General features: G+C 63.4%; 16 protein-coding genes, 1 pseudogene and 1 riboswitch. Of the genes and pseudogenes, 8 read left to right on the forward strand and 9 right to left on the reverse strand.

Features of this window, described 5'->3' with window-relative positions; translation table 11 throughout:
• Position 1: 1 nt before the first annotated feature.
• The 3 genes from Q8L50_RS13970 to Q8L50_RS13980 are packed head-to-tail and all read right to left on the reverse strand — an operon-like array spanning position 2 to position 3070.
• Entirely contained in the window at positions 2–1033 is a 1032-nt protein-coding gene (locus tag Q8L50_RS13970) for a cytochrome d ubiquinol oxidase subunit II (protein WP_305349243.1), read from the reverse strand.
• Entirely contained in the window at positions 1026–2441 is a 1416-nt protein-coding gene (locus Q8L50_RS13975) for a cytochrome ubiquinol oxidase subunit I (protein WP_305349244.1), read from the reverse strand. The genes Q8L50_RS13970 and Q8L50_RS13975 overlap by 8 nt, the downstream gene beginning before the upstream one ends.
• 2 nt (positions 2442–2443) lie before the next feature.
• Positions 2444–3070 carry a GbsR/MarR family transcriptional regulator gene (locus Q8L50_RS13980; protein WP_305349245.1) on the reverse strand — a complete coding sequence of 209 codons (627 nt, stop codon included), beginning with the start codon at positions 3068–3070 and terminating at the stop codon, positions 2444–2446.
• Between the two features lie 754 nt (positions 3071–3824).
• Between Q8L50_RS13980 and Q8L50_RS13985 the strand changes: the two genes are divergently transcribed.
• The 4 genes from Q8L50_RS13985 to Q8L50_RS14000 all read left to right on the forward strand — a co-directional run bounded on the left by Q8L50_RS13985 (position 3825) and on the right by Q8L50_RS14000 (position 5591).
• Positions 3825–4376, forward strand: a complete 552-nt coding sequence (locus Q8L50_RS13985; protein WP_305349246.1) for a GNAT family N-acetyltransferase — start codon at positions 3825–3827, stop codon at positions 4374–4376.
• A gap of 72 nt (positions 4377–4448) precedes the next feature.
• Positions 4449–4898, forward strand: a complete 450-nt coding sequence (locus tag Q8L50_RS13990) for a GNAT family N-acetyltransferase (protein ID WP_305349247.1) — start codon at positions 4449–4451, stop codon at positions 4896–4898.
• 32 nt (positions 4899–4930) lie between these two features.
• The gene (locus Q8L50_RS13995) at positions 4931–5263 is read left to right on the forward strand and encodes a DUF6516 family protein (protein ID WP_305349248.1); all 333 of its coding nucleotides are present in this window, start codon (positions 4931–4933) and stop codon (positions 5261–5263) included.
• Positions 5244–5591 carry a DNA-binding protein gene (locus Q8L50_RS14000; RefSeq protein ID WP_305349249.1) on the forward strand — a complete coding sequence of 116 codons (348 nt, stop codon included), beginning with the start codon at positions 5244–5246 and terminating at the stop codon, positions 5589–5591. The genes Q8L50_RS13995 and Q8L50_RS14000 overlap by 20 nt, the downstream gene beginning before the upstream one ends.
• 89 nt (positions 5592–5680) lie before the next feature.
• On the opposite strand, the gene Q8L50_RS14005 is transcribed toward Q8L50_RS14000, so the two are convergent.
• The 4 genes from Q8L50_RS14005 to ahcY form a co-directional block, all read right to left on the reverse strand.
• The gene (locus Q8L50_RS14005) at positions 5681–6292 is read right to left on the reverse strand and encodes a septal ring lytic transglycosylase RlpA family protein (RefSeq protein ID WP_305349250.1); all 612 of its coding nucleotides are present in this window, start codon (positions 6290–6292) and stop codon (positions 5681–5683) included.
• A gap of 43 nt (positions 6293–6335) precedes the next feature.
• The gene (metF, locus tag Q8L50_RS14010; protein WP_305349251.1) at positions 6336–7163 is read right to left on the reverse strand and encodes a methylenetetrahydrofolate reductase [NAD(P)H]; all 828 of its coding nucleotides are present in this window, start codon (positions 7161–7163) and stop codon (positions 6336–6338) included.
• A gap of 35 nt (positions 7164–7198) precedes the next feature.
• Entirely contained in the window at positions 7199–8203 is a 1005-nt protein-coding gene (locus Q8L50_RS14015; protein WP_305349252.1) for a TlyA family RNA methyltransferase, read from the reverse strand.
• A 143-nt stretch (positions 8204–8346) separates the two neighbouring features.
• Positions 8347–9780: an adenosylhomocysteinase gene (ahcY, locus tag Q8L50_RS14020; protein WP_305349253.1), complete on the reverse strand. Its 1434-nt coding sequence runs from the start codon at positions 9778–9780 to the stop codon at positions 8347–8349.
• A 63-nt stretch (positions 9781–9843) separates the two neighbouring features.
• A riboswitch (S-adenosyl-L-homocysteine riboswitch) is annotated at positions 9844–9931 on the reverse strand.
• Positions 9932–10020: 89 nt separating this feature from the next.
• On the opposite strand from ahcY, the gene Q8L50_RS14025 reads away from it, so the two are divergent.
• The 3 genes from Q8L50_RS14025 to Q8L50_RS14035 all read left to right on the forward strand — a co-directional run bounded on the left by Q8L50_RS14025 (position 10021) and on the right by Q8L50_RS14035 (position 12538).
• Positions 10021–10833, forward strand: a complete 813-nt coding sequence (locus Q8L50_RS14025; RefSeq protein WP_305349254.1) for an HAD-IIB family hydrolase — start codon at positions 10021–10023, stop codon at positions 10831–10833.
• An 89-nt stretch (positions 10834–10922) separates the two neighbouring features.
• Complete coding sequence (locus tag Q8L50_RS14030; protein ID WP_305349255.1) at positions 10923–12104, forward strand: MFS transporter; 1182 nt, start codon at positions 10923–10925, stop codon at positions 12102–12104.
• Between the two features lie 50 nt (positions 12105–12154).
• Entirely contained in the window at positions 12155–12538 is a 384-nt protein-coding gene (locus Q8L50_RS14035; protein ID WP_305349256.1) for a hypothetical protein, read from the forward strand.
• On the opposite strand, the gene Q8L50_RS14040 is transcribed toward Q8L50_RS14035, so the two are convergent.
• The gene (locus Q8L50_RS14040) at positions 12539–12859 is read right to left on the reverse strand and encodes a hypothetical protein (RefSeq protein ID WP_305349257.1); all 321 of its coding nucleotides are present in this window, start codon (positions 12857–12859) and stop codon (positions 12539–12541) included. It abuts the gene before it with no gap.
• A 100-nt stretch (positions 12860–12959) separates the two neighbouring features.
• Here Q8L50_RS14040 and Q8L50_RS14045 point away from each other — a divergent pair, with 100 nt between their 5' ends.
• Complete coding sequence (locus Q8L50_RS14045; protein WP_305349258.1) at positions 12960–13862, forward strand: SMP-30/gluconolactonase/LRE family protein; 903 nt, start codon at positions 12960–12962, stop codon at positions 13860–13862.
• Here Q8L50_RS14045 and Q8L50_RS14050 read toward each other — a convergent pair.
• Positions 13863–14594 (reverse strand): annotated as a pseudogene (locus tag Q8L50_RS14050) (excinuclease ABC subunit A); the annotation flags it as partial.

The raw sequence follows: 14594 nt of genomic DNA on the forward strand, positions 1-14594 counted from the left end.
GCTAATACTTCAGCGCCGCACTTTTTCCCCAGAACACGCGGTAGGCAAACACCGTGTAGCCAATGATCATGGGCAGCACCACCGCTGCACCCACCAGAATCACGCCCATGGCTGCGGGCGCGGTGGCGGCCTGCCAGATGGTGATGCGGTCAATCACCAGCCACGGAAACAGGCTGTAGGCCAGCCCGTAAAAGGCCAGCAAAAACACACCAACCGTGGCACCAAACGGTACCCAGGCGCCGTATTCATTGCCCTCGGCCAGACGCACCGGCAGGCGCTGCAGGCTGCGGAAGATCACTGCGAACAGCACCGCCGTCGCCGCCGGAATCGGGATCAACAACACGATGTTGGGAAACGAAAACCACTTGGCAAAAATGAGGGGACTGACCAGTGGGGTGGCCAGCGAGATAGCCGCCACGCCCGCCATGGTGAACCACAGGCTGCCGCGCGCCCAGCGTACCGCCTGCAGTTGCAGCGCGCCTTCGGACTTGATGATCAGCCAGCCGGCACCCAGCAGGCAATAAGCCGCCACCAGCGCCAGCCCGATCATTGCGTTGAACACCATGATCCACCAGCTGGAGTCAAAGCCGGTGATCAGCGAACCCAGCATGTAGCCCTGCGACCAGCTCGCCAGCAGAGAGCCGCTGTAGAACAGGCGGTTCCACAGCGGCTTGTGCGCGGCGCGCGCCTTGACGCGGAAGTCAAAGGCCACACCGCGCAGCGTCAGGCCGATCAGCATGAAGGCCACCGGCAGGTAGAGCGCGCCCAGAATCACGCCGTGCGCCATCGGAAACACCGTCAGCATGATGCCCACACCCAGCACCAGCCAGGTCTCGTTGGCGTCCCAGAAGGGGCCAATGCTGGCAATCATGCTGTCCTTGTCGTCGTCGCTGGCGCGGCGCATCAGCACACCCACGCCCAGGTCATAACCGTCAAGAATCACATAGGCCAGCATCGCCAGGCCCATCACCACCAGAAAAACAATCGGCATCCAGCCGGCGGCCTGTGTCAGGTCTGGGGCAAGGTCAAGCACGGGCGCCTCCTTCTTTTTCCGGGTAGTTGACGACGTTGAGTTGCTTCTCGGTGTCGCCCGCTGTGTTGTCGTCGCCAAAGGGCTGGTCGGCGTGTTTCTTGTGCCGCGCCAGGTAAAACACCACCGAGATATAGGCAACGATCAACGCTGCATACAGCGCGAGGTACAGGGCCAGCGTCAGCGCAATACGTGGGGCCGGCACCTGCGAGGCAGCCTCAGCCGAGGTCAACACACCGGTCACCAGCCAGGGCTGGCGACCAATCTCGGTGACATACCAACCGGCGATCAGCGCGACCCAACCGGCAAAGGTCATGGCCACCAGCAACTTGGCATGCCAGGGCCGCAGCGTGCGGTCCGTGCCCTTTTTCCAGGGTGCCAGCTGCCACGCACTGGCCCAGCTGACCGCCAACATCAACAGCCCCATGCCGACCATGATGCGAAACGCCCAGAACACTGGCGCCACGGGCGGGTGTTTGCCTTCAAACTGGTCCAGGCCCTTCACTACGCCGTCGAGTGAATGCGTGAGGTAGAGCGCTGCCAGTTTCGGAATCGCAATTTCATAGCGGTTTTCCTTCGCCTTTTCATCGGGCAATGCAAACAGGATGGCCGGTGCCCCTTTTTCGGTTTTCCAGATGCCCTCCATGGCGGCCAGCTTGGCGGGCTGGTGCTCCAGCGTGTTCAGGCCGTGCAAATCGCCCGCGATGATCTGCAGCGGGATCAGAATCGCGGCCAGGTAGATACCGGTCTTCAGGCTGGCCATCACTTCGGCGCCGCGGTCATCACGCAGCCAGCGGTAGGCCGATATACCCGCCACCAGAAAAGCCACCGTCAGGCCCGAGGCCAGCATCATGTGGGTGAAGCGGTAGGGAAAAGACGGGTTGAAAATGACCTCCAGCCAGCTCGTCACATGCGCCTGCCCGTTGATCATCTCGAAGCCTGCCGGTGTGTGCATCCAGGAGTTGAGCGCCAGAATCCAGAAGGCCGACAGCGTGGTGCCACCGGCCACCAGCAGCGTGGCGGTGGTGTGCATGCGCTCACTGACACGCTCGCGTGCAAACAGCATCACGCCCAGCATGGTCGCTTCCAGAAAGAACGCTGTCAGCACCTCATAGGCCAGCAGCGGGCCGGCGATGTTGCCGACTTTTTCCATGTAGCCCGGCCAGTTGGTGCCAAACTGAAAACTCATGGTGATGCCGCTGACCACGCCGAGCGCAAAAGTCAGCGCAAAAATTTTCACCCAGAACTGGTAAGCGTCCATCCAGTGCTGCTGGCCGGTTTTAACAAAACGCAGCTTGAAAAACAGCAACACCCAGCCCAGTGAAATGCTGATGGTTGGAAAGAGAATGTGAAAGGTAATGTTGGCGGCAAACTGGATGCGCGCCAGCAGGAATGCGTCTAGACCGTCCATCATCAACTCCGGTTGTTTTCTTCAGGAATATTGGCCAGGGGGGCTGCCAGCTTGGGTGCGGCGGCGCGGCCTGTCAGCCCGGCCTTGACCGTGCTGCTTACCTTGTCAGTCAGCTCCAGCAGCTTTTGCACCTTGGCACCCATCTTCATGAGTTTGATCAGCGTGGCTGAATCCATTTTTTGCACATCGGCCAGCCAGCCGGTCATGAGCTCAATCAGGTCATGCATCTGTTTCATGCGCGCCTGGGCGTGGATGTCGTCGCCGGTGGACGGCTGCTCCATCAGCGCGTCGCGCAGCATTGACAGCGTGGGATCAATCTCACGCTTGCGCCGCTCTTCAGCCAGCGTGCGGAATATCGCCCACACGTCTTCAGGCGCCTGAAAATACTCGCGCCTGTCGTTGGGCAGGTGCTGTAGCCGCACCAGGTTCCACGACTGCAACTCTTTCAGCCCCATGCTGACGTTGGAGCGCGAAAAAGCCAGCGCCTCACCGATCTCGTCGGCATTGAGCGCACGCGGCGAGACATACAGCAGCGCATAAATCTGGCCGACGGTGCGGTTGATGCCCCAGCGGCTGCCCATTTCGCCAAAGTGCAAAACAAAACGCTGGGTCAGGGGAGCGAGGTTCATGGTCTGTACTTACTGAGTTTTCAGGAATTACTGAAATTATAGGAAGTCAATGACGTGAATCAAGGTTTGCTTGTTTTGCCATTGGCGGTTCAAGGGGATTTGCGGTTGTGCCGAAAAAAGGCACCCGTCCAAATGGGGGATGCGCGGTGCTACCAGCTACGCCTAAACTCGCGGCTGCGGGGTTTGGCGCTTTTTTATTTAGCTGGGGAGTAGAGGTAAAGATGGAATATTCTTTTAAGAACAAGGACTTGTGCGTGTTTGGCAGGTCCAGAATATCGAGCGCGGGCCAGTTTATCGAGCAGGTCTTGCTCTATACATTACGTTAGAACGCAAATGCTTACGGTCCCTGAATTTCTAGCACTCTTGCTTATGGCGACATACTTCGCCGGCTTTGGCTGGCATTTCTCCCAAGTCGCCAGGCTGTGGTCAACTCCCGAATACGGCGGTGCGCGGTATGGAAGAGAACTTCTGTTGGCCCTAGCGTATGGGGTCTTCCCATTTGCAGCAGCGTTTCTAGCCAACACCTATGAGATTCCAGATGAAATTCGCAAGAATGGAACACTTATCGCCGCTATCCTTTTGCCTGTTGGGTGGGCTTTGAGGGCCTGGAGCAACAAGCGAAAGGGCGCGGCATCATCACATGCTCAGCGGACTCATGGTTGAGGAGAACAAACTGCCTTCTAACCCGGCGTTCAAGCGGACCTGCGCAAAAAGTCGCGCAGGCCGCTTAACTCTACGTTAGGCCGCATACAACGTGACAGTCGCAGTCCTCACCGCTTCGGATGCTGCGCCGTACAAAGCGCTGATGCTGCACGCCTACGAAAATGCCGCCGATGCTTTCACGTCGACCCCGGAGGAACGTGCCAAAGAGAGTGATGAATGGTGGGTCAAGCGGATCGCCCACCCAGAAGGAATGACGGTCGCGTTCGGAGAATTCAAAGGTGAGAGCCTTGTCGGAACTGTCGCGCTGGAGTTTTCGGCCAAGCCCAAGACAAAGCACAAGGCACTGGTCGTCGGCATGTACGTCCTGCCGCTCTTGAGAGGCAATGGTTCCGCCCGCGCCCTACTTCAAGCGGCAATCCAGTTCTGCACAGATCGCGGAGACATACGTGCCGTCCAGCTTGAAGTGACTGAAGGGAACACGCCCGCGATCAGCCTCTACGAGTCACTCGGCTTCACTGCGTACGGTCTGGAGCCCATGGCCGTACTCACGCCTACAGGCTTCAGGTCCAAGGTTCACATGTGGCGCAGCCTGCCCAGCCCAGCGAATGCGGCCTCACCTCTACGTTGTGGGTGTGTCGAATAGCGGAGCCGCGCCTTTATCCGGGGATCGCAGGACTGTCATCTCCCCGACACACTGCCTGTGAACAGTCGAGGCATGAATCACCAACCCACTTTCCGCCCTGCCCTGGAAGCTGAACTGCCCGGGGTATTGCGCCTCTATGCCCAGCCCGACATTGACGACGGAAACGTTCTTGCCTTGGCGGACGCAAAGCGCCTCTGGGAGCGCATGGCGACTTATCCCAACTACAAGCTCTACGTCGCGCTACAGGGCACACAAGTGGTCGGCACTTTTTCCCTACTCATCATGGACAACCTCGGCCATCTGGGCGCGCCGTCGGCGGTGGTGGAAGACGTGGCGGTGGACCCGGCTGTGCAGGGCCAGGGCATAGGCAAAGCCATGATGCGGCACGCGATGGCGCTGGCGGCTGGGAGTGGTTGCTACAAGCTTGCGCTGTCGTCTAACCTGATGCGCGAGAAGGCGCATGCGTTTTACGACTCGCTGGACTTTGAGCGCCACGGCTACAGCTTTCGCATCCATGTTTAGCCTGTAGACGGGAGTCACCGTCGTTGGAGCAGTTGACAACACTCGTCCGTGTTGGCATCATCTCCAACATGAAGGCAAGCTTGATCGCGCGAACGCGGATCGTCTATTCAACCCACGCGTTCGCTGAGTTGGTACTTTGGCGAGTGCCAAGTCCACTAGCGGGGTCAGCCCACGAATTCAAGTACCGGCTGGCCTATGTTGTCGATTCGGTGTGCGTCGTGCGTTACGACAACGAAGTCGGAAAAGGTGACCATCGCCATTTTGGCGCGTCCGAGACCTCGTACAAGTTCAGCACGTCAGAGCGATTGGTTGCCGATTTTCAGAAAGATATCAAGAGGTGGAACGATGAAAACAGTCATTCTTGAGGTTCGCCCGCCCAAGGAATCCATGGCGAATTTTGTTCAGTCCTGGAAGACCGGTAAGCCGGAGCGGTCGGCGCGAATCAGCTTTGCAACGCCAGAATTGCTTTGGCAAGTACTCACAGCGAAGCGCTGGGAACTGTTGAAGGTACTTTGCGGTGCAGGGCCAGTATCCATTCGCGAGGCGGCTCGCCGCGTTGATCGTGACGTGAAGGCCGTTCACTCCGACATCACGACTCTGCTGAATACGGGGGTTCTTGATCGCGCCGAGGGTGGCGGCATTGTGTTTCCGTTCGAAGCTGTCAAGGTCGAATTTTTGCTTGAGGCGGCGTAAAGCGCTATGAATTCAGGAGCTTCTTCCGCCCGCCTGATATGGGCTGGGGGCCTATTCAACTCGTGAAATAGCGCCCAGGCGCCCGCCGGTCAGCGGGGGCGAGGTGCGGGCCTAAGGATGCGCGGGCGCTTCAGGGCCGGTGCGGGCGGCGCGGCCACCGCTGGTGTGGAGTGCGGCACCAGCAGCAACACGTCTTTCACGCCCAGCCCCAGCATGCCGATTGACTCGGCAGCGGCGCGGCTCAGGTCGATCACGCGGCCACGGCTGAAGGGGCCGCGGTCGGTGATGCGCACATCGACTTCTTTGCCATTGACCAGACTGCGCACACGCACCACCGTGCCAAAGGGCAGCGTCTTGTGCGCCGCGGTCAGCTCATGCATGTTGTAACGCTCGCCGCTGGCCGTGCGCCTGCCGTTGAAGCGCGGGCCGTACCAGGAGGCTTTGCCCTGCTCGAACTCGCGGGCTGGTTGACCGGCGAGCAGCGCTGTGTCATCTGGCGCAACTGCAGGGGCAGGTAAGACGTCTGGCGGCGCGGCCGGCGAAGCGTTGGCTCCAGGAGGTGCTTGGGCTGCTGCAGCAGGCTCGCCCGGGACAGGCGTCGATGCTGTGGGCGGGGTGGCCGGCGGGGTGGTGCAAGCCGACAGAAGTGTCAGCAGGCCAGCGGTAAACCAGCCCCGGAGAACGGCTTTGTGAAGAATCAAACTCAGGAATTGCGATGTAGTCGGCAAAAGATCAACATCACACTCACTTCGACAGCCGCTTCAAAATTTCAGTCGTCGCAGCCGCCTGGTTCATGGTGTAGAAGTGGATACCCGGCACACCAGCCGTCTGCAACTGGTCACACAGGTCGGTGATCACATCGAGCCCGAAACTTTTGATGGACGCGATGTCGTCGCCATAACCCTGTAGCCGCAGGCGTATCCAGCGCGGAATCTCTGCGCCGCAAGCATCTGAAAAGCGCATCAGTTGCGCCGAGCTGGTGATAGGCATGATGCCGGGCACCACGGGCACGTCCAGCCCCATCTTCTGCGCGTCATCGACAAAACGGAAGTAGGCGTCAGAGTTGAAAAAATACTGGGTGATGGCCGAATTGGCGCCGGCCTTGACCTTGGTCGCGAAGGCCTGCAGGTCGGCGTCGGCTGATTTGGCCTGCGGGTGGATCTCGGGGTAGGCTGCCACTTCAATATGGAAGGCATCGCCCGTGAACTCGCGGATGAAAGCCACCAGGTCGCTGGCGTAATGAAACTCGCCGCCCGCGCCGTAGCCGCTGGGCAAATCACCGCGCAGCGCCACCAGGCGCTTGACGCCCATGGCCTGCAAAGCCGCCAGCTGCTGGCGCACCGTGGCTTTGGTCGCGCCGACGCAGGAGAAGTGGCAGGCCGCGTCCACCCCTTCCTTCAGGATTTCACCGACGGTGCCGAAGGTGCCATCTTGCGTGGAGCCGCCCGCGCCAAAGGTGACCGAGCAGAACTCGGGCTTGTGCAGGTACAGCTCCTGGCGCGCCAGACGCAGTTTGTCAGCGCCCTCAGGTGTCTTGGGCGGAAAAAATTCAAAGCTGATTGGAAGATTCATCACCAGTCTCACTTGTTGTTCAGTGGGGAAAGCGCTCAGGCTTCCTTGTCGCGGCGTTTGCCGCGCGCCGGGCCGTGCTGGCCCGCGTGTGCTTCTTCAGAGTCCTCATGCGCCGCCTGCATGGCACGCAGCTCGCTGCGCGGCGTGCGTTTGGCGGCCTTGCGCGGGGGTGCCGCCGGCAGGGGCTGGTCTTCACCGGCGTTGTTTTGGCCCTTGACGGCGTGGATGAAAAACTCACGGTTGCCGTCGCCACCTTCAATCGGCGAGGGCAGCCAGGCTTTGACCGTCATGTCAAGCGCAGTACAGGCATCACGGAGGCGTTGTTCGACAAACTCAAAATGTGCAGCGTCGCGCACAATGCCGCCCTTGCCAATCTGGCCGGGCTGCAATTCAAACTGCGGTTTGACCAGCATCAGCGCATTGCCACCGGGCTTGAGCAGGCGCAGCACCGCCGGCAACACCAGCGTCAGCGAGATAAAGGACAGGTCACCGGTCAGAAAGTCAAAATTGGCCTCTACCGGTTCCACCGGCTCGGCATCCTCGTCGTCGAAGTTTTCATCATCAAATTCAGCCTCAGCCCCCGCCGAATGAGCGGGACCAGCTACCAAATCCATAGCGGTCATGGAGCGCGCATTGACGCCCTCGATACACAGTACACGCGGGTCCGCGCGCAGGCTGGGGTGCAACTGGCCATGGCCGACATCAACACCCACCACCTGCACAGCACCCTGCTGCAACAGGCAGTCGGTGAAACCGCCGGTGGACTGACCTATGTCCAGGCAGCGCAGCCCTGCCACCTTCAGACCGGTACTTTTGAGCGCGCCTTCGAGCTTGAGTCCGCCGCGCGAGATGTATTTCGCCTCGGTGGTGTCCAGAATCTGCAGCTCGGCCAGCTCGGATATTTCGTCGCCGTTTTTGGCGACTTTTTTCCAGGCGCCGCCCGCCTCCACGCGCCACTGCACGCCAGCCGCAATCAGGCGCTGGGCCTGGGAGCGGGTGGCGGCATGGCCGTGTTCGACGAGGAATAAGTCAGCGCGCATGAATCTCCAGAGGAATAACCGGCGCGTGGCGAGCGGCCGTCAGGCTAGGCGCGGGCGTCGGGCAACCGGAGTGCACTTCAGGTGCATGAGGATTGCCCGATCGGGACCCGCAACGACGCATCACGGCCGCGCAGTAGCGCAGCTCAATAGCGGTAGGTGTCGGCCTTGTACGGGCCAGCTTTGGAGACACCGATGTAAGCAGCCTGCTCGTCGCTGAGCTCGCTCAGCATCGCGCCGACCTTTTTCAGGTGCAGACGCGCGACTTTTTCGTCCAGGTGTTTTGGCAACACATAAACCTTGCCCACTTCGTAGTCGGCCTGTTTGGTGAACAGCTCGATCTGCGCAATGGTCTGGTTGGCGAAGCTCGACGACATCACAAAGCTCGGGTGGCCGGTGCCGCAGCCGAGGTTCACCAGGCGGCCTTTGGCCAGCAGGATGATGCGTTTGCCGTCCGGGAAGATCACGTGGTCAACTTGTGGCTTGATCTCTTCCCAGGTGCATTTTTCCAGGGCAGCAACGTCGATCTCGTTGTCGAAGTGGCCGATGTTGCAGACGATGGCCTGGTCTTTCATGGCCGCCATGTGGTCATAGGTGATGACGTTTTTGTTGCCGGTGGCGGACACAAAAATGTCGCACTTGTCGGCAGCGTATTCCATGGTCACGACCTTGTAGCCTTCCATCGCGGCCTGCAGGGCGTTGATGGGGTCGATCTCGGTCACCCACACTTGTGCGGACAGGGCGCGCAGCGCCTGGGCCGAACCCTTGCCCACGTCACCGTAACCGGCGACCACGCAGACCTTGCCAGCGATCATCACGTCGGTGGCGCGCTTGATCGAGTCGACCAGCGATTCGCGGCAGCCGTAGAGGTTGTCGAACTTGCTCTTGGTCACGCTGTCGTTGACGTTGATGGCGCGGAACTGCAGTGTTCCCTTGGCCGACATCTCGTTCAGGCGCAGCACGCCGGTGGTGGTCTCTTCGGTCACGCCGATGATTTGCGCCGCCTTGCGGGTGTACCAGGTCTTGTCTTCGGCCAGCTTGGCCTTGATGGCGTTGTACAGGCAGATCTCTTCTTCGCTCTGTGGGTTGTTCAGGACGGAGGCGTCCTTCTCGGCGCGCTGGCCCAGGTGCATGAGCAGGGTGGCGTCGCCGCCGTCGTCCAGGATCATGTTGGGGCCTTCGCCTTCGGTGCCGGCGGCGCCGAATTCAAAGATGCGGTGGGTGAAGTCCCAGTACTCGTCGAGCGACTCGCCCTTGTGCGCGAACACCGGCGTGCCGTTGGCCACCAGAGCGGCGGCGGCGTGGTCCTGCGTGGAGAAGATGTTGCACGACGCCCAGCGCACGCTGGCACCCAGCGCCTGCAGGGTCTCGACCAGCACGGCGGTCTGGATCGTCATGTGGATGCTGCCGGTGATGCGCGCGCCCTTGAGCGGCTGCGCCTTGGCAAACTCTTCGCGGATGGCCATCAGGCCGGGCATTTCGGTCTCGGCGATCTTGACTTCCTTGCGGCCCCAATCGGCCAGGGCAATGTCGGCGATCGCGCAATCGGTGAAGGTGGGGTTGTTCAGACGTGCATTCATGGTTCGCTCCGGTAAGGATGGATGAACCACATCGGCGGGCGAAAAAAAGCTCATCGCACGGGATGTGGATGAGCGTCGTTGCATGGATGGTCCGAGCCTCACGCCCCGCTGCTGACTTGGTCAGTGGGGACGCTGCAACGCTCCTCGGATGCCGGATTTTAGCCCAGCATGCCCCCGGGTGTGTGTTTGTGGGGTCTCGATCCCGGACTTCCCGCACGCCTGTGCGACACTGCCGGCCCCATGCCGACCCTCCCAGCACCCTCACCGCTCGCCCTGTGGCCCACCGGGTCGCGCGCGCGCATCCACGGCGTGCTGACCGACATCGACGACACCTTGACGACCGACGGCGCCATCACGCCCGACGCGCTGGACGCCCTGCACCGCCTGCGCGCCGCCGGCCTGCCGGTGCTGGCCATCACCGGCAGACCGGCCGGCTGGAGCGAGGCCTTTGCCCTGGCCTGGCCGCTGGACGCCATCGTGGCGGAGAACGGTGCCGTGGCGCTGTGGCGCGGTGACGACGGCCAGTTGTGCCGGGACTACCTGCAGGACGCTCCCACCCGCGCCACCCACTTCGCACATCTGCAGACCACGGCTCAACGCGTGCTGCGCGAACTGCCCCAAACCCGCCTGGCCACCGACAGCCCCGGGCGCGAGACCGACATCGCGATCGATCACAGCGAGTTCGCGCACTTGAGCGAAACGGAGATCGCGCAGGTGGTGGCGCTCATGCGCGGCGAAGGCCTCAACGCCACCGTGAGCTCGATCCACATCAACGGCTGGATCGGCGATCACGACAAGCTGGCCGGCGCGCGCTGGATCGTGCGCACGCGCCTGGGACGCGACCTCGACGTTGAGCTCGACCGCTGGGTCTATGTGGGCGACTCCACCAACGACGCGCGCATGTTCGGCCATTTCCCGCACAGCGTGGGCGTGGCCAACGTGGCGCGCTTCTGGGCCGCGCTCAGCCACCACCCGCGCTTTGTGGCTCAGGGCGAGCGCGGCGCGGGTTTCGCCGAGGTCGCCAACGCGGTGCTGTCGGCCAGATCCGCATGAGCGAGCACCCGCTGCCGCCGCAACACAGCCAGGCCATCACCGGCACCGCGCCACCCGCGCTCGTGCCCGTGCAGGCCCGGCTCGGTCTGATGGCCATCTTCGGCTCCACCTTCTTCCAGCTGGTGGGCTACTTCATGCTCATGCCGCTGCTGCTGTTGCGGCTGAAGGGCGACGGCGTGTCCACCGCGCTGGCCGGCATCTTCGTGGCCACCGGCTGGCTCGGCGTGTTCGCCATGACGCCCTTCGCCTCGGCCATCACGCAGCGGCTGGGCCGCCGGCCCTCGCTCTGGCTCGCGGCCTTCGTGCCGGTGATCGCCATCACCGGCTTCCTGTTCAGCAACTCGCTGGTGCTGTGGTTCGTCTGCATCCTCATCGAAGGCATGGCCGCCGGGCTGCGCTGGGTGCTGGCCGAGGCCATCGTGGCCGAGTTCTCCCCGGCACATCAGCGCGGACGCAACGTCGGCATTTTCGAAACCATGGTCGGCACCACCTTCGTGCTGGGCCCGCTGGTACTGGCCTGGTTCGGTGCACAGAGCGACACTGCGCTGTGGCTGGCACTGGCGCTCACGGTGTTCGGCCTGGGCTGGAGCCTGCTGATTCCGCGCCTGCCGGCCGCTGCCGACGCGCACAGCGCGCAGGTGGGTGTGTCGGGCGTGTGGCACGCGCTGCGCGCTCACCCACTGATCATGAGCGTGGGCTTCGTCGGCGGCTTTTTCGAAAGCGGCCTCACGTCCATCCTGCCGCTCTACGGCCTGGCGCTCGGACTGGGCGCCACCGCCGCCGCGCTGCTTGTCTCGGCCAGCGGCCTGGGCAGCGCACTCATGATGCTGCCCGTCGGCCTGCTGGCCGACCGGCTGGCCCACCACCCCACGCAGCGCTGGGGCAGCGCCCGCGACACCCGCTTGAAGATCATGCGGGTGTGTGCCCTCATCACCCTGCTGGCCACCCTCGTCATTCCCTTCGTGGCCGGCACACCGTGGCTGGCTGCGCCGGTGGCGTTTCTGTGGGGTGGTGCCGGCGGCAGCCTCTACACGCTGGCCATGATCGACATCGGCTCGCGTGAAGACGGCATCACCCTGGTCAACAGCACGGCCGTGCTGGTGCTCTCGTACACGCTGGGCGGTGTGCTCGCTCCTGCGGCAGGCGCTGCCGCGCTGCAATGGGCGCCCACGCTGGGCTTCCCGCTGCTGCTGGTGTCGGTGGCCGGGCTGGGCTGCTGGCTGTTGAGACGCGAGCCACCGTCCCCATCTGCGGGAACCCCACCGGGTTAAGCTGCTCCCAAGGGTGCATTCCGCGTTTTCCGCCCTGCGAAAGGACCCCCATGGCTCTCCCCTGGCTGCTTGCCCTCAAAGTGATTCCCTGGGGCGACGTGATCGAACACGCGCCCAAGGTGCTCAACGCCGCCCGCAAGCTGATGGACCGCCAGAAGGCGCCCGCGAGCCCGACCGCCCCACCCCGGCCGCTGGACCTCGCCACCGATGCACAGCCCAGTCTGGGTGAGCTCAAGAACCGCCTCATTGAAGCCCGTCAGCTGATCGACCAGCAGGCCGAGGTGCAGCTGCAGATGACCCAGACCCTGGGTGAACTGGCCGAGCAGAACGCGCGCCTGGTGGCGGCGGTGGAGCTGCTGCGCGTGCGCACGCGTGTGTTCATGTTCGTCATCGCCGCGCTGGCCATCGGCGTGATCGTGCTCTTCACGCGCTGATCAAGCCCGCTCGCTTTTCAGGCTGGCGTCACAACCCACACCCGCCGCAATCCAGCGGCGCGCCAGCGTCTGCAGCACCGGCGCCGCCCAGCGCCAGCGCGGGCCCAGCACCTCGGCCGCATCGGTGACCGCGCCACACCGGTAGATCGACAAGGCACCGTCCCAACGCAACGCGTCACACGCCCCGGTGCGCTTGCGCGAGATCACCTGCCCCAGCGGGCAAGGCTCGGCCAGGCAACACACACCACAGCCGTTGCACGGCGCGCCCAGCGCAGGCTGGGCCGGCGCGGCTGGGTGGATGTGAATGATCTGGTGCGGCACGGCTGGAGAGTAACGCAGGCGTCACCTCTCGAAGGTCGCGGCTTGCGTGGTCCTGCCGCACGGGTCTATGGTCATTGCTCAACAACACACAGGAGACAGCATGGCCATCGATCCGCGTTTCTCGGTTCTTGTTTCGGGCTACACCTTCCTGGAGAGCCCGCGCTGGCACGACGACCGCCTCTGGCTGTCGGACTTCTACACGCACCAGGTCCTGCGCGTGGACTTGCAGGGCCGGGTGGAGGTGGTCGCCGAGGTGCCCGGACAGCCGTCGGGCATGGGCTGGCTGCCCGACGGGCGCCTGCTGGTGGTGTCCATGCGCGAACGGAAGATCCTGCGCCGGGAAACCGACGGCAAGCTCGTCACCCACGCCGACCTGTCCTCGGTGGCCGGTGGCCACGCCAACGACATGGTGGTCGATGCCCAAGGCCGTGCCTTTGTGGGCAACTTCGGCTTCGACCTCATGGGTGGTGGCACGCCGCAGGCGGCCACGCTGGCACGGGTGGATCCCGATGGCTCGGTGCACGCCGTGGCAAGCGATCTGTACTTTCCCAACGGCAGCATGATCACGCCCGACGGAAAGACCCTGATCGTGGGCGAGACCATGGGCAACCGCATCTCGGCCTTCGACCTGCAAGCCGACGGCGCGCTGGGTCCGCGCCGGGACTGGGCCTCGTTCGGTCCTGTGCCGGCGCTGATCGACATCGGCTCCGTGCTGGGCAGCCTCAAGGCCGCGCCCGACGGCGCCACGCTGGACGCCGAGGGTGCCGTCTGGTTTGCCGACGCCATCGGCAACCGGGTGGTGCGCATGGCGGCCGGCGGCGAGATCCTGGACAGCATCTCCACCGGCGCCCTCGGCGCGTTCGCCTGCACGCTCGGTGGTCCGGACGGACGCACGCTGTTCATCTGTGTGGCGCCCGACTTCAACGAACACGCCCGCCAACAGGCGCGCGAAGCGTCCGTGTGGACCACCCAGGTCGGCGTGCCCGGCGCCGGGCGCCCCTGATCAGCGCGCCAGCACCGGCCCCAGCACACGCCCGGTGTGCGTGTCCAGCCGCACCACCTCGTCGGGCGGCGCAGCGGCCACGATGAGGCCGCCGCCACCACCGCCCTCGGGGCCGAGGTCGATGATCCAGTCGGCTTCGGCCATCACGTCCAGGTCGTGCTCGATCACCACCACGCTGTGGCCGCCGTCGACCAGGCGGTGCAGCACGCGGATGAGTTTTTCCACGTCGGCCATGTGCAGGCCCACCGTGGGTTCGTCCAGCACGTACAACGTGTGCGGCGGCTTCTGGCCGCGGCGGGTGATGTCGTCGCGCACCTTGCTGAGCTCGGTCACGAGCTTGATGCGCTGCGCCTCGCCACCACTGAGCGTGGGACTGGGCTGGCCCAGCGTGAGGTAACCCAGGCCCACGTCTTTCAGCAACTGCAGCGGGTGGCCGATGCTGGGCATGGCGGCGAAGAAGTCGACCGCTTCGTCCACCTCCATCTGCAGCACGTCGCCGATGCTCTTGCCCTTCCAGGTCACGGCCAGGGTCTCGGGGTTGAAGCGCGCGCCGTGGCAGACCTCGCAGGGCACCTTCACGTCGGGCAGGAAGCTCATCTCGATGGTTCGCATGCCCTGGCCTTCACAACCCGGGCAGCGGCCTTCGCCGGTGTTGAAGCTGAAGCGGCCCGGGCCGTAGCCGCGCGCCTTGGCTTCCAGCGTGTCTGCGTACAGCTTGCGCACCGTGTCCCA

The organism is Polaromonas sp. (genome assembly GCF_030680935.1).
Lineage (GTDB): Bacteria > Pseudomonadota > Gammaproteobacteria > Burkholderiales > Burkholderiaceae_C > Polaromonas.

Excerpts from the sequence above, each read along its gene's own strand:
- Q8L50_RS13975 (WP_305349244.1), bottom strand. The coding sequence starts at position 2,441 with ATGGACGGTCTAGACGCATTCCTGCTGGCGCGCATCCAGTTTGCCGCC.
- Q8L50_RS13980 (WP_305349245.1), bottom strand. The coding sequence starts at position 3,070 with ATGAACCTCGCTCCCCTGACCCAGCGTTTTGTTTTGCACTTTGGCGAA.
- Q8L50_RS13990 (WP_305349247.1), top strand. The coding sequence starts at position 4,449 with ATGAATCACCAACCCACTTTCCGCCCTGCCCTGGAAGCTGAACTGCCC.
- Q8L50_RS14000 (WP_305349249.1), top strand. The coding sequence starts at position 5,244 with ATGAAAACAGTCATTCTTGAGGTTCGCCCGCCCAAGGAATCCATGGCG.
- metF (WP_305349251.1), bottom strand. The coding sequence starts at position 7,163 with ATGAATCTTCCAATCAGCTTTGAATTTTTTCCGCCCAAGACACCTGAG.
- Q8L50_RS14015 (WP_305349252.1), bottom strand. The coding sequence starts at position 8,203 with ATGCGCGCTGACTTATTCCTCGTCGAACACGGCCATGCCGCCACCCGC.
- ahcY (WP_305349253.1), bottom strand. The coding sequence starts at position 9,780 with ATGAATGCACGTCTGAACAACCCCACCTTCACCGATTGCGCGATCGCC.
- Q8L50_RS14025 (WP_305349254.1), top strand. The coding sequence starts at position 10,021 with ATGCCGACCCTCCCAGCACCCTCACCGCTCGCCCTGTGGCCCACCGGG.
- Q8L50_RS14030 (WP_305349255.1), top strand. The coding sequence starts at position 10,923 with ATGGCCATCTTCGGCTCCACCTTCTTCCAGCTGGTGGGCTACTTCATG.
- Q8L50_RS14035 (WP_305349256.1), top strand. The coding sequence starts at position 12,155 with ATGGCTCTCCCCTGGCTGCTTGCCCTCAAAGTGATTCCCTGGGGCGAC.
- Q8L50_RS14045 (WP_305349258.1), top strand. The coding sequence starts at position 12,960 with ATGGCCATCGATCCGCGTTTCTCGGTTCTTGTTTCGGGCTACACCTTC.